We start from the raw sequence: 18,197 nt of genomic DNA, 5'->3' as shown, positions 1-18,197 counted from the left end.
GGAGCGGAACGGGACGGGAAGCGGACTGGACGCGAAGGGCACGCGACGGGAGCGGACGGGAAGCGGGCCCCGACGGCGACGGGCGGCGCCGCCGGGGGTACTGCCCCGGTGACACCGCCCGCTCAGTCGCCGTGGAGCCTGCTCAGCTCCGCCGGCCCCAGCGCCTGCCCCTGCCCTTGCCGCCGTCCTCGCCTCGGCCACCGTCACGCCGGCTGTCGCCGTCGCGCGGGCCGTGCTGCTCCTGACCGGCGGCCTGCTCCCAACGCGCCCACTCGTCCCGCGATCCGAGCAGGGTGTCGGTCAGGCTCGGCAGGTCGTCCATCGGGGTGTCCTCGGCCCACTCCGGCCGCGACCGTTCCACGGTGGGCTGCTCGGCGGGCTGACCAGGGGCGGGCTGACCGGCGGCGGGCTGACCCGGACCGGACCGCCCGGTGCCGGGAGCGCCAGGACCGCCGAAGCCGCCAGGACCGCCGGGGCCGCCGGGACCGCCGGAGACCGGGGCACCGGCGGCGGGCCGACCCGCGCCGGGCCACCCGGCGTCCGCCTTCCCCCCGTCGACCACCGGCAGCTCCCGCGTGCTGTCCACCGGCTCACCGGGCTTCCCGTCCGGCTCGATCCGGGGCAGCACGGCGGTCTCGTCCGCGGCCGGGACCTTGGGCAGCACGGCCGTCTCGTCGGCGGCCGGAACGGTCGGCAGCACCGCCGTGTCGTCCGCGGCCGGCCCGGTCGGCACCTTCGGCAGCTTGGCGGTCGCATCGGCCGCCTGCCGGTCCCGCAGCGACAGCTCCCGCGTCGCCTCGTCACCGAGCCCGCCCGATCCCTCCGACGTTCCGGGACCGCCGGGAACCCCCGACGCGCCCGACACTGCCGAAGCCCCCGAGGCACCCGCAGCACCCGCAGCGCGCTCAGCGCCCGAACCGCCCTGCGGCGTCTCCCGCACCGCCCGCAGCTCCGTCGTCGCCGCGTCCCCGGCCTCCGGTGACCCCTCCGGCCGCCCCGTGGCGCGGCCGGCAGCCCGGTCCGCGGCGCGGTCCGCTGCCGTCTCAGCCGCAGCGGCCGCCGCCGCGAGCGCGGCAGCCTGCGCCAGCCGGGCCTCCTCGGCCCGCTGCAGGGCTTCCTCCGCCCGGCGCCGCTGCTCCTCGCGGGCCAGTTCCCGCTGCCGCTGGAGCTCCGCCCGGGCGGCCTCCTCGTCGGCGATCCGCCGGCGCTCGGCGGCCTCCGCAGCCAGCCGGGCCTCCTCGGCCGCCCGCCGGCGCGCCTCCTCCTCGGCGCGGCGCTTCGCTTCCTCCTCCGCCCGGCGGCGGGCCTCCTCCTCGGCCTTGCGCCGGGCCTCGGCGGCGGCCCGCTCGGCCGCCTCCTTGGCGAGCCGCTCCTGCTCGGCCTGCTCGGCCCGCAGCTGCGCCAGCACCTCCTGGCGCTTGCGCTCGGCGGCCTCCTCCTCGGCCTTCCTGCGGGCCTCCTCGGCGGCGCGCCGCTCGGCCTCCTCCTTCGCCAGTCGCTCCTGCTCGGCGCGGGCGGCCTTCTCCTGCTCGGAGAGCGGCAGCTCGCGGTCCAGCCGGTGCCGGATGGCGGTGGTGACGAAGCCGGGGGCCTGGCTGCCGTCGACGACCAGGTAGCGCGCCGGGTCGGCGGCCGCGAGGGCGAGGAAGCCGGCCCGGACTCGCTGGTGGAACTCGGTGGGCTCGGACTCCAGCCGGTCCAGCGCCTCGGTGAAGCGCTCCCGGGCCTTGGTCGGGTCGACGTCCAGCACCACGGTCAGGTCGGGCAGCAGCCCACCGGTCGCCCAGCGGGAGATCCGGGCGACCTCGGTCGCGGCCAGGTCGCGCCCGGCGCCCTGGTAGGCGATCGAGGAGTCCATGTACCGGTCGGTGATCACGACGGCGCCGCGGGCGAGGGCCGGCCGGATGACGTTCTCGACGTGCTCGGCCCGGTCGGCCGCGTAGATCAGCGCCTCGGCGCGGTGCGACAGCCCGGTGTTGCCGACGTCCAGGACCAGTCCGCGCAGCCGCTGCCCGACGGGGCTGCCGCCGGGCTCGCGGGTGAGCACGACCTCGTGCCCCTTGCCGCGGATCCACTCGGCGAGCGCCTGGGCCTGGGTGGACTTGCCGGCGCCGTCGCCGCCCTCCAGGGCGATGAAGAATCCGGCGCCGGTGCCCCGGTGCGGCACCGGTCCGCTGCCGCCGCGCACCGCGTCCACCAGGTCCCGGGCGAACGGCGCGGTGCCGCGCCGGTCGTCGGTGCGCAGCAGCACGACGGCGGCGAGCACGAGGGTGAGCAGGCCCGCGGTGGCGACGGCGAGGGCCGCACCGCCGTGGATGAAGGTGAAGGAGCCGGGCTCGACGGTGCCGTACTCGACGTCCCCGTACGCCGCCGCGATCAGCGGGACGGCGACCAGCGCGGCGGCGACCACGACCCGCAGCACCGCGTACAGGTGCTCGGTGACCTTCGGCAGCCGGGCCTCCTCGACCTCCTGGGCGAGCAGGGTGCGCCCTGCGGAGACCACGATCCCGGCGGCCAGGCCGGCCAGCACGGTGAGCAGCAGGACCAGCACGAAGTCCAGCACCAGCCCGGCCAGGATCAGCGCGACGCCCTCGGTGAGCAGGGCCAGTGCGAGCAGCCGGCGGCGGGAGAGCGAGGGCAGGACGGCCCGGGTGAGCCGGGCGCCCAGCGCGGGGGTGCCGACCGCGGCGAGCACGACCAGGCCGTAGCCGATCGGCCCGGCGCGGTGCTCGGCGGCGGTGAGCAGCGCCAGCGCGGCGACGCCCGCCGTGGAGGCGAAGGCCGCCGCGACGGCGAAGGTGAAGTACGGGGCACTGCCGGTGCGGCCCTTGCTCAGGGCGGGGCCGGGGGTCGCGTCGGTCGGGGCGCGCAGACCGGTCAGCGGCGAGCGCGGGGCCACGGCCACCGGCCCGCCGGGCAGCTGCTGGAGGTGGTCGCGGACGGCGGCGGCGGCGAACAGCCCGGCCGCGCCGAGCGCCGCGAAGGTCAGCTGGTGGGCGCGCAGCCAGTCCGAGCCGAGCGCCGCGCCGACGTTGTTGACCAGGGTGAGGGCGATCAGGCCGGCGGCCGCGAGCGGCACCGTGACCCAGCCGGTGAAGCGGTCGACGCTCCGGACGGTGTCCAGGTTGGCGGCGGCCGGCCGCTGCTCCGCGGCGGGCGCGTAGGGGTTGGCCGGCGGCAGCAGGCCGGGAACGGCGGCGGCCCTGGCGATCCCCCGGACCCGCTCCGCCGCGCCGACCAGGAACACGGTGGCGAGCAGCACGTAGGTCGCGGCGCCGGAGGGCTTCGGCCCGGAACCCAGCCAGACCGTCCACCAGGGCGCGAGGCCGATCAGCAGGGCGCACAGCGCGTCGGCGCCGAGCAGCGTCCAGCGCCGGTCGAGCTTCCCGGCGACCAGCTGGTGCACCGGCTCCAGCAGCACCACGCCGACCAGGCCGGTGGCCGCCACCCGCACGGCGAGGACAGCGGCGGTGGCGAAGGCGAGGCTGCGCGGCAGCGCGCCGAACTGCCCGCCCTGGGCGGCGGCGATCACGGTGAGCGCGAGCAGCACCAGCAGCCCGAGCCGGTCGGCGGTGCCGCCGATCAGCTGGGTGGTCCACAGGCGCCGGTAGGGCCGGATGCGCAGCAGTGCCCTGGCCCGGTCCACAGGGGTCCCGGCGGGCACGACCTCGGGCAGGTCGGCCACGGTGGCGCCGGCGGCCGGGGCGGCACTGGGGGTGGGCTGCTCCTCGCTCGTCATACGGTCAGCGTAGCGGGCTGGGCTTTGCCCGATTGAGATGAACGGGGTTCCGGTCCCCGGTCATCACCGCCTTGTGACGATCCCTGCACAGAGCTCGGGCCCGCGCCCCCGGGGTGGGGGCACGGGCCCGGTCGGGCTCCGGGAGGACCGTCCCGTCGGCTGTCGCCGGCTTCCCCCGGCTGTCCGGGGACTGCCGGGGGATCTGCCGTCGTCGCCGGAGGCGGCGCCGAGAAGTCAGCCTCGTCGCCGGCGACGGCGCCGAGGAATCAGCCCTCGTCGCCGGCGGCGTTGCCCGCCGCGGTCCTGCCGACCGCGGTCTTGCTGGCCGTGGTCTTCTTCGCGGCCGTCTTCTTCGCCGCCGCCGTCTTGGTGGCGGTCTTCTTCGCGGCCGTCTTCTTGGCGGCGGTCTTGGTCGCGGTCGCCTTGGCGGTGGTGGTCTTCTTGGCCGCCGCCTTCTTCGCCGGGGCCTTCTTCGCCGCCTTCTTCACCGGACCGCGCGCCCGCTTCTCGGCGAGCAGCTCGTAGCCGCGCTCCGGCGTGATGGTCTCGACGTCGTCGTCCTTGCGCAGCGTGGCATTGGTCTCGCCGTCGGTCACGTACGGGCCGAAGCGGCCGTCCTTGACCACCACCGGGCGCTCGCTGACCGGGTCGGTGCCCAGCTCCTTGAGCGGCGGGGCGGCGGCGGCCCGGCCGCGCTGCTTGGGCTGGGCGTAGATCGCCAGCGCCTCCTCGAGGGTGATCGTGAAGATCTGCTCCTCGCTGGTGAGCGAACGCGAGTCGGTGCCGCGCTTGAGGTACGGGCCGTAGCGGCCGTTCTGCGCGGTGATCTCCGCGCCCTCGGGGTCGGTGCCGACCACGCGCGGCAGCGAGAGCAGCCGCAGCGCGTCCTCCAGGGTGACGGTGTCCAGCGACATCGACTTGAGCAGCGAGGCGGTGCGCGGCTTGACGGCGTTCTTGCCGGTCTTGGGCGTGCCCTCGGGCAGGATCTCGGTCACGTAGGGGCCGTACCGGCCGTCCTTGGCGACCAGCATGTTGCCGGTGACCGGGTCCGGACCGAGCTCGAAGTCGCCGCTGGGCTTGGCGAGCAGTTCCTCGGCCAGCTCGACGGTCAGCTCGTCCGGCGGCAGGTCGTCCGGGATGTCGGCGCGCTGGCCGGGCTCGCCCTCCACGGCGGAGGCGCGCTCGACGTACGGGCCGTAGCGGCCGACCCGCAGGGTGATGTCGTCGCTGATCCGGAACGAGCTGATCTCCCGGGCGTCGATCGCACCGAGGTCGGTGACCAGTTCCTTCAGGCCGCCCAGGTGGTCGCCGTCGCCGTTGCCGGCCTCGGCGGCGACGCCCGCGGCGTGGCCCTCGCCCTCGCCGAAGTAGAAGCGCTTCAGCCACGGCACGGACTGCGCCTCACCGGCGGCGATCCGGTCGAGGTCGTCCTCCATCTTGGCCGTGAAGTCGTAGTCGACGAGCCGGCCGAAGTGCTTCTCCAGCAGGTTGACCACGGCGAAGGAGAGGAAGGACGGGACGAGCGCGGTGCCCTTCTTGAAGACGTACCGGCGCTGGATGATCGTGTCGATGATCGACGCGTAGGTGGACGGGCGGCCGATCTCCCGGTCCTCCAGCTCCTTGACCAGCGAAGCCTCCGTGTAGCGGGCCGGCGGCTTGGTCGCGTGGCCCTCCGGGGTGATCCGCTCGGCGGCCAGCGGGTCGCCCTGGGCGACCTGCGGCAGCCGGCGCTCGCGGTCGTCGAGCTCGGCGTTCGGGTCGTCGGCGCCCTCGACGTAGGCCTTGAGGAAGCCGTGGAAGGTGATGATCTTGCCGGAGGCGGAGAACTCGACGTCCCGGCCGTCGGCGGAGGCGCCGCCCACCCGGACGGTGACGGACTGGCCGACCGCGTCCTTCATCTGGGAGGCGACGGTGCGCATCCAGATCAGCTCGTAGAGCTTGAAGTCGTCGCCGGTCAGGCCGGTCTCGGCGGGCGTGCGGAAGCGGTCGCCGGACGGGCGGACGGCCTCGTGCGCCTCCTGGGCGTTCTTGACCTTGCTGGCGTAGGTGCGCGGGGCGTCCGGCAGGTAGTCCGCACCGTAGAGCTGGGTGACCTGCGCCCGGGCAGCGGCGATCGCGGTGTCCGACAGCGTGGTGGAGTCGGTACGCATATAGGTGATGAAGCCGTTCTCGTACAGCTTCTGGGCCACCTGCATGGTCCGCTTCGCGCCGAAGCCCAGCTTGCGGCTGGCCTCCTGCTGGAGCGTGGTGGTGCGGAACGGCGCGTACGGGGAGCGGCGGTACGGCTTGGACTCGACGCTGCGGACGCTGAAGGCGGTCTGCACCAGGGCGGCGGCCAGCTGGCGGGCGGCCTGCTCGTCCAGGTGCAGGGTGTTGGTGCTGCCGGCCTTCAGCCGGCCGTCCGAACCGAAGTCCCGGCCGCTGGCGATCCGCTTGCCGTCCACCGAGGCCAGCCGGGCGCCGAAGGTCTCCGGGTTGGCCGCGTCCACCGGGGTGCGGCCGGTGCCGAAGGTGCCGACCAGGTCCCAGTACGAGGCGGTGCGGAAGGCGATCCGCTCGCGCTCCCGCTCGACCACCAGACGGGTCGCGACGGACTGCACCCGGCCCGCCGACAGCTTCGGCATGACCTTCTTCCACAGCACCGGCGAGACCTCGAAGCCGTACAGCCGGTCGAGGATGCGGCGGGTCTCCTGGGCGTCGACCAGGCGCTGGTTGAGCTCGCGCGGGTTGGCCACGGCCTCCTGGATCGCCGACTTGGTGATCTCGTGGAACACCATCCGGTGCACCGGCACCTTGGGCTTGAGCACCTGCTGGAGGTGCCACGCGATGGCCTCGCCCTCGCGGTCCTCATCGGTGGCCAGGAAGAGCTCGTCGGACTCCGCGAGCAGCGACTTCAACTTGCTGACCTGGGACTTCTTGTCCGCATTGACCACGTAGATGGGCGCGAAGTCGTGGTCGACGTCCACTCCGAGGCGGCGCACCTCACCGGTGTACTTGTCCGGCACCTCGGCCGCCGTGCTGGGCAGGTCGCGGATGTGCCCGACGCTCGCCTCGACGATGTAGCCGGGGCCAAGGTAGCCCTTGATCGTCTTCGCCTTGGCCGGCGACTCGACAATGACGAGTCGCTGTCCGTGCGCGGTCTCGCTGCTCGGGGACACCTTCGCTCTTCTCTCCCGGTCCTTATGTGGCTGGTCGGCGCTGGCAGCACGGGCTGCGCTCCGCCCGACCCCTCCACCGTCCCGGGGCTGCCGCCGAACGACACCCCACCAGCGGAGTGTGACCGTACCCCGGCCACCCTTGTCAAACGGACGGATCCCGCGTTTTCACTTGCCGGGCTCACCGACGCCACTCGAACGGTAACCCGATGACGGAGGTTCGCGCCCCGCGGAGGGCGGCTTCGGCAGGTTCCGGAGGATGGAATGACGGATTTCAAGATCTGTCAACGGAAAAATCGCCGCGCCTGCGGTACCGCGCCCGCCGGATCGCGTCGGAAGCGCTCGGGCCGTCCGGGCCGACCGGTGCGGACCTGGCCGTTCTCGCCCGTTCCGAGGTCCTCCGAGCCCGCTCCGCATCCATGCGGTTGCGGGGCACTCCGACCCGTGGGGTTCCGGGGCGCTCGGAACCGCGGGATTCCGGGGCACTCCGATCGGGTGGGGCTCCGGGTGCTCCGACTCCGTTCGTTTCTTACCGTTACGGTCCGTTTCGCGCCGTTGGCCCTGGACCGTGCTGATTCGTCCCCGCCGTCGGTGCAGCTCCGACCTCAGCGGCCGGCCGCGACCAGCAGTGCGGCACCCGCCGCCAGGCAGCCCGCGCCCAGGGCGCTCCACAGCAGGTCGGTGACCACGGCCCGGCCGACCTCCCCCGCCGCCAGCACCGCCCGGCAGGGACGGTCGGGGTCGTAGCAGACGCGTACCGAGGCTCCCGGCGCGAAGCGCACCGGACGGCGCAACGGGGTGTGTCCCCGCGGACGGGTGAGCACCAGCTCACCGATCCGGCCGCCACCCGGCCCTCCCACCGAGGGCAGCACGGAGAAGGAGAGCAGCGGCGCGCTGTCGAGATGCCCGTGCACATCGGTCTCGGCGACGACGGTGGCGACCGCCGGTACGCCCCGCCGACGCACCCGGTGGCGAAGGCGCACTTCGGCGGCGCACCAGAGCAGCAGCACGCCGCCGAACAGGGCGAGCACCACCCCGGCCAGCGTCGCCGTCGTCGCGTCCACCCCTGCCCCCGACTCCCCAGCTTTGTCCACAGCCTGTGGACGGAGAGCCTCACAGCGCCGGGCCAACGGAGCGGGGCCGCCCGGGGACGGCCGGCCGAACCGGGGGGTACGGGCGGGTGAACCAGGCATCGTCCGCGAAGCGTTCCGCGGACGGACCGACGCCGGGCAGGCGCGGGCAGGCACCCGGCAGACGCGGGCCGACAGCGGGCCGACGGCGGGCCTGCGCGGGCAGGCCCCACCCGGCGGGGTCACGCCCAGCGGATCACCGGACGGGATCGATGAACCCCTGCTCGGTCAGCAGCCGCAGCGACTCCGGCACCCGGTCGCGCAGCACCACCCGGTCCTCGCCGAGCAGCTGCGCGATGGCGTCGACGATCTCGCCCGCGGACAGCGTCCCGTCGCACACCCCGACGAACCCCGCCGCCACGGTGTCCACCTTGGTGGCGCGCCGCATGCCGCGGTTGTGACGCAGGATCACGTGCTCCGGATCCTCCGCCCCCGGCGCGCCGACCTGCTCCTGGACCACCTCGTCGGCCAGCACGTAGCGGGCCGCGAGCAGGCCGGCGTCGTCGTGCGAGCGCAGGAAGTCCTGCCGGTCGAACCACTCCTCGATGTGCGGGCCGAGCGGCTGCTCCACCGGGTGCGGCCACTCCTCCACCCGTACGGTCGGGCGCTCGGCGCCGCCGGCCCGCAGGGTGATCCAGCCCATGCCGATGCCCTCGACCCGGCCGGCCTCGAAGGCGTCCAGCCACTCGCCGTACCGGGCCTGGTAGTCGCCGCCGGCGCCGCGGTGGTCGCCCCCGTCCCGCAGCCACAACTCGGCGTACTGGGCCACGTCCTGGACCTCGCGTTGGACGATCCACGCGTCCAGCCCGGTGCCCGCGACCCAGTCGGCCAGCCGCTCGTGCCAGTCCTCGCCCTTGACGTGCTGCCAGTTGGCGAGCAACTGGCAGTAGCCGCCCGGCTCCAGGTGCTCGGCGGCCGAGCGCACCAGGTTGCGGCACAGGTCGTCCCCGGCCATGCCGCCGTCCCGGTAGGTGAACCGGCCGGCCGGCGAGATGACGAAGGGCGGGTTGGAGACGATCAGGTCGAACTTCCGCTCCCCGACCGGCTCGAAGAGGCTGCCGGCGGCCACCTCGGTGCGGTCGAAACCGGACAGCGCCAGGGTCAGCTCGGTGAACCGCAGCGCCCGGGGGTTGAGGTCGGTGGCGACGACCTGCTGGGCGTGCCGGGCCGCGTGCAGCGCCTGCACGCCCGAGCCCGAACCGAGGTCCAGCGCGGCCCGTACGGGGCGGCGCACGGTGATGTTCGCCAGTGTGGTGGACGCCCCGCCGACCCCCAGCACCAGGTCCTTGCGAGCCACTCCGTGAGCCGTCTCCCCGGAGCCGATGCCGCCCGCGCCGCCCACCGCGCAGCCCAGGTCGGAGACCACCCAGGCATCCGAACTCGGCAGACCGGCGACCTCGTTGGCGTACGGCCGGACGTCCACGGTGGCTCGCACCAGGTCTCCGTCGGGGCGCAGCCAGCCGTCCGCCAGGCAGTCCTCCACCGGCAGTGCGGCCGCCGCCGCCCGGTACGGCACCGGTTGCTGGAGCAGGAACAGCCGCACCAGGGTCTCCAGCGGGCTGCCGCCCTGCGTCGCACGCAGGGCGGGGACGGCCTCGCTACGGGCCAGCGCCGCGTATCCGGTGGGGCCCAACAGGTCCAGGCAGCCGTCAGCGGTGAACGAAGCGGCCAGCAGCGCCTCGCGCAGCTTGGCCAGACGGGTCGGGTCGAGAACGGGGCTACTGATCACCCCGCCATTGTCCCCCGCCCCGGCCGACCCCCGCCCCGCAGCCCGTCCTTGGGCGGGCGGGTTGCGAAGCGGGCGGCGGCCGGAGCGGAGGCGGCTGGAGCGGGGGAACTCTCGCGTCCTCCCGTCGGCCCTCGGTCAGCTCGCGCTGGGGGCCGGAGTGGACGGGTTGGCGGCCGGGGTGGCGGCGGCGCTCGCCGAGGGGGCGGCCGCCGGGCTCGCACTGCCCGTGGCGCCGGGCGTGGGCGCGGCGCTGGGGGCGCCGGTCGGGGCGGACGCACCGGCGCTCGGCGTCCCGCTCGCGCTCCCGGCGGCCGGGGAGCCGCCGGCGCTGCCGCTCGCACCCGCCCCCGGAGTCGCCTGGCTGGGCTTGCAGCCCTCCTGCTTGGCCATCGCGGCGCCGAGTTCGCCGCTCTGCAGCTTGCTCTGCGCCTGGGTGGACAGCGACGCCAGCCGCTGCACCTGATCGGCCACGCTGCGCAACCCGTCGGCGAACTTCGCCTGGTCGTTGTTGGGCAGCGCGTCCAGCTTCTTCTGCACGTCCTGGTAGCCGTCGGCCGCCTTCTTCAGCTCGTCGACGGTGTCCTTCTGCAGGGTCGCGCCGTCGTCCACCTTGGGCGCGCCGGCCGCGTCGACGGCGGCCGCGATGTCCTGGTTGGTCTTGGCCAGCTTCCCGATGTCCGTCGAGAGCCGCTTCTGCAGGTCGGCCGGGGCCTCGCCGGTCTTCACCTGGCCGGTGTCGGCGAGGGCGGTCTGCGCCTGGGCGATCGGATCCTTGGCCGCGCCGCAGACGTTCGACGCCCAGGACTCCAGCTGCTTGCTGTTGTCGCTGCCACAGCCGACGGCGCCGAACGCGAGCAGCACGCCGAGGGCGGGTACGGCCAGCAGTCGCTTGTTCACCGGGAGAAGCCTTTCGGTTCGGTCGTCTTCGGTCGTCGAACCTACACGTCCGCCGTCCGGCCACCGGTTCCCGGCTCCTCGGCCCCGGTACCCCCGCCCCGAACTCGAGGCCCCGGGCCATCCCGGGCCATCGGTCAGGCGCGTTCCACCCGGATCGGATCGCCCGGCCGGACGGTGCGCAACACCTGGGAGTCCCCGTCCAGCGCGCCGAGGACGTTGCAGGGGCTGGCCAGTCGGCACTCGCCGTCACGCGAGATCGGGGTCGGCCCGTACGGGAGCGCGAGGCTGTCCCCGTCGGTCCAGAACGCGACCGTGCCCGGTTCGACGACCTGCTGGGCACCGTCCTCGCGCGGCACACTGACGGGCGTGCCGAAGTAGACCTCGTCACCCCAGGTGTTCGCCGTCGAGGCGATCGGCAGCGCGTTCCAGAGCGCTTCGGTGGTCGGTGTCGCCCGCAGCGTGGCGGTGGTCTGCCCGGCCGGCCACAGGATGCGAATCCGCATGTGCTTCCTCTTCCGCGACGAGTCCGATCGACGACGATCGGACCCGGTCGTGCCGGAAGCAGGGAACCGCCAGCCTCAACAACTTGTCAACGGGATCTCAGGAATCGGGATCCCCGCAGTCGCGTCCTCGGCGGTCGGGCGGCGTCGGTCGAAGCGGCGGGTACCGGCGGCGCGGCCGCTTCAGACCGTCACGGAGGCGACCGGCACCGGCCAGCTCATCCGGATCACGCCACCGTCGCTGCCGTTGGTGACCTCGAGGTCCTCGACCAGGCCGGTGATCACGGCCAGGCCCAGGGTGTCGTCGTCCGGGTCGCCGCCCTCGGGGGCGCCGGAAGTCGGGACGGCGGCAGGGCCGGCCTCGTCCTCGACCTCGATGAGGAAACGCTTCTCCTGGTCGGTCAGCGCCACCCGGATCGTGCCGCCGACGCCACCGCGCTGGTGCAGGCCCACGGCGCGCGAACACGCCTCGCCGACCGCGAGCCGGACCTCGTCGAGCACCGACTCGTCGACACCGGCCCGTCTGGCGACGGCCGCGGCGACCAGCCGGGCCGTCCGCACGTGCTCGGGTAGCGCGCTGAATCGAAGTTCGACGGTTGCCATCTCTCCCCTTCGGGGTGCTCCGACTGGGGCCCGGCACGCGGCCCCTGATGGGCCGGCCGGACCGGCCCGGGAACGGCCGGGCCGCGCCGGGGCCGCACAGGCCCCGGCGCTCCGGACGTGTGGAACGGCGGGCCGGCCACGGGGACCGGCCCGGACGCGTCAGTCGGTCGCGGCGACCGCGTCGTCCACCGAGGTGTGGATCGGGAAGACCTTGGTGAGGCCGGTGATCCGGAAAATCTTGAGGATGCGCTCCTGGTTGCAGACGAGGCGGAGCGAACCCTCGTGGGCACGCACCCGCTTCAGACCGCCGACCAGCACACCCAGGCCCGTCGAGTCGAGGAAGTCAACGCCCTCCATGTCGACGACGAGGTGGTACTTGCCGTCGTTGACGAGCTCGACCAGCTGCTCCCGCAGCTTCGGGGCGGTGTACACATCGATCTCGCCGCCTACCTCGACGACCGTACGATCGCCGACTGCGCGGGTCGACAGGGACAGGTCCACGGAACCTCCAGCACCTTGCCTTGCTACGTCATGTGCGATCCTCGGCCGGAAGGCCGCCACCGCATGGTCGCGAGCCTGGCGCGCCAAGCCAAACGCGTGGCAAGCCTCAGCGCTGCGACCCACGGCCGTACGGCCGTCACGGCCACATTCAACCACCTGCGACCATGGCCGCACGATGGCTTACGACGATTCTCCGTCACGCCGGTGACACACTGGGTCCTCATGCCGCCCCGACACAGCCTGCCCGAGGCACTGCTCACGACCCTGGCCACCAGCCGGGGGCGGTCCGACCGGCTCACCCATACGGAGCACCTTCCCGCCCGACCTGCACGTTATGCGCCCTGGCCCGAGTCGATCCGACCGGAGATCGTGTCCGCCGCGCGCGCCGTCGGCGTCGAACAGCCCTGGGCACACCAGGCGGAAGCGATGAACCTGGCCAAAACCGGTCAGACTGTGGTGATCGCCACAGGCACCGCGTCGGGCAAGTCGCTGGGCTACCTGGCTCCGGTCCTCAGCGATCTGCTGGAGGGCACGGAAGCCCGCAACGGCCGTGGCGCCACCGCGCTCTACCTGGCCCCGACCAAGGCGCTCGCCGCCGACCAGCGCCGCCGCGCGGCCGAACTCGCGCCGCCGAGGGTCAGGGCCGCCCTGTACGACGGCGACACCCCGCCGGAGGAGCGCGAGTGGGTCCGCCAGTACGCGTCCTACGTGCTCACCAACCCGGACATGCTGCACCGGGGCATCCTGCCGGCGCACGCCCGCTGGTCCTCCTTCCTGAAGTCGCTGCGCTACGTGGTCGTCGACGAGTGCCACAGCTACCGGGGCGTGTTCGGTTCGCACGTCGCCCAGGTGCTCCGCCGGCTGCGCCGGATCTGCGCCCGCTACGGTTCGGCACCCACCTTCCTGCTCGCCTCCGCCACCACCGCCGATCCGGCCGCCACCGCCCGGCGCCTGACCGGCCTGCCCGCCGTGGCCGTCACCGAGGACGCCTCGCCGCGCGGGCCGATGGTCTTCGGCCTCTGGGAACCGCCACTGACCGAGAACGTCGGCGAACACGGCGCGCCGGTGCGCCGCACCGCCACCGCCGAGGCCGCCCACCTGCTGACCGACCTGGTCGAGCAGCAGACCCGGACGGTGGTGTTCGTCCGCTCCCGGCGCGCCGCCGAGCTGGTCTCCCTCCAGACCCAGGACCAGCTCGGCCGCCCGCTCGCCGACCGGGTCGCCGCCTACCGCGGCGGCTACCTCGCCGACGAACGCCGGGCCCTGGAGCGCGCGCTGCACTCCGGTCGGCTGCTGGGCCTCGCGTCCACCTCCGCTCTCGAGCTCGGCGTCGACATCTCCGGTCTCGACGCCGTCCTGATGGCCGGCTACCCCGGCACCCGGGCCTCGCTCTGGCAGCAGGCGGGCCGGGCGGGCCGCGAGGCCCAGGGAGCGCTGGCCGTGCTGATCGCCCGGGACGACCCGCTGGACACCTACCTGGTGCACCACCCGGAGGCCCTGTTCGCGGCACCCGTCGAGGCCACCGTGCTCGATCCCGACAACCCGCACGTGCTCGCCCCGCACCTGTGCGCGGCCGCCGCCGAGCTTCCGCTCACCGCCGCCGACCTGGAGCTGTTCGGCCCCTCCACCGCGCCGCTGCTACCGGTCCTGGAACGGCGCGGCCTGCTACGCCGCCGCGCCGACGGATCCTGGTACTGGACCCGCCGGGAACGCGCCGCCGACGCCGTCGACCTGCGCGGCAGCGGCGGCAGCCCGGTGCAGATCGTCGAGGCGGACACCGGCCGACTGCTCGGCACGGTGGACGCCGCAGCCGCCCACACCACCGTCCACACCGGGGCCGTGCACCTCCACCAGGGCCGCACCTACCTGGTCCGGGAACTCGACCTGGAGAACTCGGTCGCCCTGGTCGCACCGGCCGACCCGCCGTACACCACGGCCGCCCGCGACATCACCTCCATCTCCGTCCTCGACACCGACACCACCGTCCCCTGGGGCGAGGGCCGGCTCAGCTTCGGTTCGGTGGAGGTGGTCAACCAGGTGGTCGGCTACCTCCGGAAGCGGATCTCCACCGGGGAGATCATGGGCGAGAGCAAGCTCGACCTGCCGCCCCGCACGCTGCGCACCCGGGCGGTCTGGTGGACCGTCACCGAGGACCAGCTGCTCGACGCGGACCTCCCGCTCGACCAGCTGCCCGGCGCGGCCCACGCCGCCGAGCACGCCTCGATCGGCCTGCTGCCGCTGTTCGCCACCTGCGACCGGTGGGACATCGGCGGTGTCTCCGTCCCGCTGCACCCCGACACCGGGTTGCCCACCGTGTTCGTCTACGACGGCCATCCGGGCGGGGCCGGCTTCGCCGAGCGCGGTTTCCAGCGGGCCTTCGAATGGCTGACCGCCACCCGGGCGGCGATCGCCTCCTGCGAGTGCGAGCGCGGCTGCCCGTCCTGCGTCCAGTCGCCCAAGTGCGGCAACGGGAACGACCCGCTGGACAAGGCGGCGGCCGTCCTGCTGCTGGACGTGCTGCTGGCCGGAGCACCTGAGGCCGAGGCCGGGCCCGGTCCGGACGGCGGTGCGCCCGGCCCCGACGGTGCACCCGGCCCCGAGGAGGGCGGATCCGGTCCGGACGGCGGTGCGCCGACCGGACCGTGAGGGGCCGCCGTCGCACCGCCCGGAGAGTCACCCAGGCCGTCCTCGGCGACCGTGACGGGCGCCCGGGCCGGTCCGGCCCGGGCCCTCCCCCGCGCCGGTCCCACCGGCAGCCGCGCCGGGAGCCCGCCGACCGGCACCTCGGTGACCACCTCGACGGCGTCCGCCGTCCGGTCAACCGCGCAGGAGACCAGGCCGGCACCCTGCGCGGCAGCGATCCCCGCAGCCCGACCGCAGCCGCCGTCCGCGTCCAGCAGCAACCGGTCCGCCGCCGCGAGGGCCGCCAGATCGGCGGCGGACTCGGCCCGGTGCCGGGCAGCAACCACCGCACCCAGCGCGATCGTCGCGGCGAAGACCGCCACACCCAGCATCGCCAGCGCGAGCGACCACACCGTCGCCGAGCCCGCATCCGGCCCCCGGCCGGCTCCAGAGACGGTCCGAGCCGCCCGGGCCCGCACCAGCCGCTCCACCGCCCGACCAGCGCTCCTCAGCCGCGCCATGCACCACCACCTCCTCCTCACCGCCCTCATCCCGCAGGCCGGCAGGCCCGGTGGCCCGGGAGCCCACCTCGCGACCAGCCGCGCGCGCCCACCGACCCCGCTACGGCCGGGCCGCCGCGCGGTGCCCTCTCGTCTCACTGCATCTCGCCTCGCCGGCTCAGGAGGTACGCGCAGCGCCACCTCCCGCCCCGCTTCCCAGCACGTCCTCCCGAGCCGCCACCGCCCGGGCGGCGAGCCGCACGTTGAGCAGACCGCTGAGCCTGCCGGGCCCCGCGCAGGGAGCGTCCACGTCCACCCGCACCGTGTCCGCCGCGACCACGAGCCGGATCTCCGCCCCCGGCGGGGCGGCCGCCCGGGCGAGTTCCGCGGCGTCCGCCTCACCACGAGCGGCCGCTCGGGCACCGATCCGAGCCGCGTCCACGCAGCGGATCTGCGCGGCCGCCACGAGCACGCCCCAGATCAGCATCGCCGCGAGCAGGACGAGCGCGGGCAGGGCCACCGCCGTCTCCGCCGTGACGAAGCCTCCGTCGGAGCGTCGGCTCGGTCGCAGCGACCACGGCGGTGCACCGCTGTCCGCCGTCCTACGTGGCATGGAAAGCGCGTTCCAGCATGTCGGTCAGCGCTCCGGTGATGGTCGCGCTGGTCACCACCTTGTACAGCCCGGCGGCGAAGGCGCAGGCGCCCAACGTTCCGACGGCGTACTCGGCCGTGGTCATCCCGGCGTCCGACCGGCACCGTCGCCGGGGCGCCAAGCGCGCCCACCCGGCCGCCCAGCGGCTCTTCCGCCGCCAGCTGCCCAGCAACTGCCGGATCGGTCGCCCGGCACCGGGCCTGATCGCGATCACTGCGGTCATCAATCTCTCCTGTCCGTTCCGTTCCTCGACCCCGGCGGATCCGGAGCCGGCGTTCACTCACATTGCTTGCGCGAAGCGGCTGGTGAGGCCGATCACCACCGGCACCACCCCGATCAGGACGAAGGCCGGGAGGAAGCAGAGCCCGAGCGGTGCAGTGGCGAGCACGGCGGCCCTGCGGACCCTCGCGTGGGCCGCCCGGGCGGTGGCCGTCCGCTGCGCCTGGGCCAGCCCGATCAGCGGTTCGGCTGCGGGCGCCCCGCTGAGGCTCGCCCTGACCAGGCAGCGCCCGAGCGGGGCCAGCGCGGGGTGCTGCTCGCCCAACCGGTTCCAACTCAGTTCCGGCGGAGCCCCCAGAGCGAGTTCGGCTCCGATCGCCACCAATAGCGGCCCCAGCGGCGCACCCACGCTCCGACCCACCGCCGACACCGCCGCCGAGGGCAGCGCCGCCGAGCTGAGGCAGGCCGCCAACAGCTCGGTCGTCAGAGGGAGTTGCCTGGCCAGCAGCTCCTCCTCACGAGCCGCCCGGAGCTCCGTCGAAGACTTCGCGCGGGCCGACCACCGGTGGACGGCCACTGCTGCCAGCACGCCGATCACCGCCCCGACGAGGCCGCCGAACAGCAACGCCACGGTCAGCCCGGCGCCGACCGCCGGCACCACGCGCCGACCCGGCCCAACGCGCCACCGCCACACCGACGTTCGCTTCCGGGCGTCCTCCCGCCCCGACGCCCGGAAGAACGCCCGCCGGCTGACCCGGCCCCGCGACAACCCCGTCACGAGCACAACCAGCACCGCCAGCACCGCCACCGCCACCGCTGCCACCGCCGCCCCTGCCACAGCCGGCGGCTCCACCGGCACCGCAAGCGGTCCCGGCACCCGCCTCGGCATCGACCTCGCGAGGGCGGCAGCCGCCCATGCATGTCCCCTCATCACCGGGCCTCCGCTCCCCCACCGAGCGCCCGCATCCGCAGGAGCCCTCGGCGCGCACCGCCGCGCTCCCGAACCTCCGCGGCCGGAGGACCACCGCCAGGGGTCCCTAGCGGCTCCAGTGCGCCCCGGCCCGCCGCCCGGACGATCCGATCCGTCCAGAGCACACCGAGCCCCTCCAGGGCCACTCCCACCGCGAGGCAGCCCAGCCCCGCCGAGGTGTGCAGCAGCACGTCCACCGGACGGGCGCCGATCGCGGCGCCCAGCAACAGCCCCGCACCCGGCAGGGCGGCCAGGACGGCGATCGTCGTCCGGGGCCCGGCCAGCTCCCCCGCGATCTCCTCCGCCAGCGCCCGTTCGGCGCGCAGCGCCTCCGCGACCCGGTCCAGAGCGGCGGCCAGCCCCGAGCCGCCGTCGGAGGCGACCCGCCAGCAGGCCGCCATGGCCGCCGCCCCACTGCCGCCCGGCAACGCTGCCAGCAGCAGGAGCGCAGCGGGGACGTCGCCGCCGTAGCGGCCGGCCGCCAGCCGGGCGACCGGCTCCTCGCCGAGCCGACGCAGCCCGTCCGGGTCCACCGCGAGCCTGGCGGTGACCAGGTGGAGTGCCTGCTCAGGCGTCGAGCCGCCGCGCAACTCACCGGCCAGCGCGGCGCAGAGCTCCACCACGGCCGCCGCCCGCTGCCCCGCCTCCGCCGTCAGGCGCCGCCGGAGCCGCCACCTTCGCAGCGGCAGCACGGCCAGCCCGGCCGCGAGCACCGGCACCGGCGACGAGGCGGCCTGCCCGGCGGCCACGCCGACCGGCAGGAGCAGCAGTTCGGGCGCCAGAAGCTCCGGGAGCCTTCCACGCAGTCGCCCGGTCGGCTCCGGGGCCGGCCCGCGCACCGGAGGACCGCTGCCTGCCAGCACCAGCCGGGACCGCCGGCCGCCCGGCAGCTGCTCCTGCACGGCCCGCCACGCGGCGACGGCCACCAGGCACAGCACCGCCGTCCACCAGAGCGCCAGTTGGTCCCGCATCACCTCACC

The 18,197-nt window shown here is 74.9% G+C and carries 13 protein-coding genes and 1 pseudogene; 1 reads left to right on the top strand and 13 read right to left on the bottom strand.

All coding sequences use genetic code 11. From position 1 onward, the window contains the following. Positions 1-142: 142 nt before the first annotated feature. The 8 genes from tmk to bldG all read right to left on the bottom strand — a co-directional run bounded on the left by tmk (position 143) and on the right by bldG (position 12,254). Positions 143-3,739, bottom strand: a complete 3,597-nt coding sequence (gene tmk, locus ACGF07_RS11155) for a dTMP kinase (RefSeq protein WP_392897351.1) — start codon at positions 3,737-3,739, stop codon at positions 143-145. A gap of 266 nt (positions 3,740-4,005) precedes the next feature. Then, entirely contained in the window at positions 4,006-6,897 is a 2,892-nt protein-coding gene (topA, locus tag ACGF07_RS11150) for a type I DNA topoisomerase (RefSeq protein WP_392897349.1), read from the bottom strand. A 602-nt stretch (positions 6,898-7,499) separates the two neighbouring features. Then, complete coding sequence (locus ACGF07_RS11145; RefSeq protein WP_392897347.1) at positions 7,500-7,958, bottom strand: DUF3592 domain-containing protein; 459 nt, start codon at positions 7,956-7,958, stop codon at positions 7,500-7,502. Between the two features lie 262 nt (positions 7,959-8,220). Beyond that, the gene (locus tag ACGF07_RS11140; RefSeq protein ID WP_392897346.1) at positions 8,221-9,753 is read right to left on the bottom strand and encodes a methyltransferase; all 1,533 of its coding nucleotides are present in this window, start codon (positions 9,751-9,753) and stop codon (positions 8,221-8,223) included. A gap of 135 nt (positions 9,754-9,888) precedes the next feature. After that, the gene (locus tag ACGF07_RS11135) at positions 9,889-10,650 is read right to left on the bottom strand and encodes a small secreted protein (RefSeq protein ID WP_392897345.1); all 762 of its coding nucleotides are present in this window, start codon (positions 10,648-10,650) and stop codon (positions 9,889-9,891) included. Positions 10,651-10,784: 134 nt separating this feature from the next. After that, a complete protein-coding gene (locus ACGF07_RS11130; protein ID WP_392897343.1) occupies positions 10,785-11,153 on the bottom strand; it encodes a cyclophilin-like fold protein in 369 nt (122 codons plus the stop codon). Between the two features lie 180 nt (positions 11,154-11,333). Beyond that, positions 11,334-11,753, bottom strand: coding sequence for an ATP-binding protein (locus ACGF07_RS11125; RefSeq protein WP_392897342.1), 420 nt, complete (start codon positions 11,751-11,753; stop codon positions 11,334-11,336). A 159-nt stretch (positions 11,754-11,912) separates the two neighbouring features. Further along, on the bottom strand, positions 11,913-12,254 hold the full coding sequence (gene bldG / locus ACGF07_RS11120) for an anti-sigma factor antagonist BldG (RefSeq protein WP_188305076.1): 342 nt from the start codon (positions 12,252-12,254) through the stop codon (positions 11,913-11,915). 222 nt (positions 12,255-12,476) lie between these two features. On the opposite strand from bldG, the gene ACGF07_RS11115 reads away from it, so the two are divergent. Continuing rightward, entirely contained in the window at positions 12,477-14,900 is a 2,424-nt protein-coding gene (locus ACGF07_RS11115) for a DEAD/DEAH box helicase (protein WP_392897433.1), read from the top strand. 80 nt (positions 14,901-14,980) lie between these two features. Here ACGF07_RS11115 and ACGF07_RS11110 read toward each other — a convergent pair. From ACGF07_RS11110 to ACGF07_RS11090, 5 genes and pseudogenes are all read right to left on the bottom strand, one after another. Further along, positions 14,981-15,397 (bottom strand): annotated as a pseudogene (locus ACGF07_RS11110) (Rv3654c family TadE-like protein); the annotation flags it as partial. Between the two features lie 157 nt (positions 15,398-15,554). Further along, on the bottom strand, positions 15,555-15,989 hold the full coding sequence (locus ACGF07_RS11105) for a TadE family type IV pilus minor pilin (protein ID WP_392897340.1): 435 nt from the start codon (positions 15,987-15,989) through the stop codon (positions 15,555-15,557). Beyond that, a complete protein-coding gene (locus tag ACGF07_RS11100; protein WP_392897338.1) occupies positions 15,979-16,251 on the bottom strand; it encodes a DUF4244 domain-containing protein in 273 nt (90 codons plus the stop codon). Before ACGF07_RS11100 ends, ACGF07_RS11105 begins: the two co-directional genes overlap by 11 nt. Positions 16,252-16,308: 57 nt before the next feature. Next, positions 16,309-16,908 carry a type II secretion system F family protein gene (locus ACGF07_RS11095; RefSeq protein WP_392897336.1) on the bottom strand — a complete coding sequence of 200 codons (600 nt, stop codon included), beginning with the start codon at positions 16,906-16,908 and terminating at the stop codon, positions 16,309-16,311. Between the two features lie 269 nt (positions 16,909-17,177). Continuing rightward, positions 17,178-18,188, bottom strand: a complete 1,011-nt coding sequence (locus tag ACGF07_RS11090) for a type II secretion system F family protein (RefSeq protein ID WP_392897335.1) — start codon at positions 18,186-18,188, stop codon at positions 17,178-17,180. Between the last annotated feature and the right edge of the window lie 9 nt (positions 18,189-18,197).

This window comes from Kitasatospora sp. NPDC048194 (assembly GCF_043202455.1).
GTDB lineage: Bacteria > Actinomycetota > Actinomycetes > Streptomycetales > Streptomycetaceae > Kitasatospora.
This window is presented reverse-complemented; position numbering and strand designations above follow the sequence as displayed.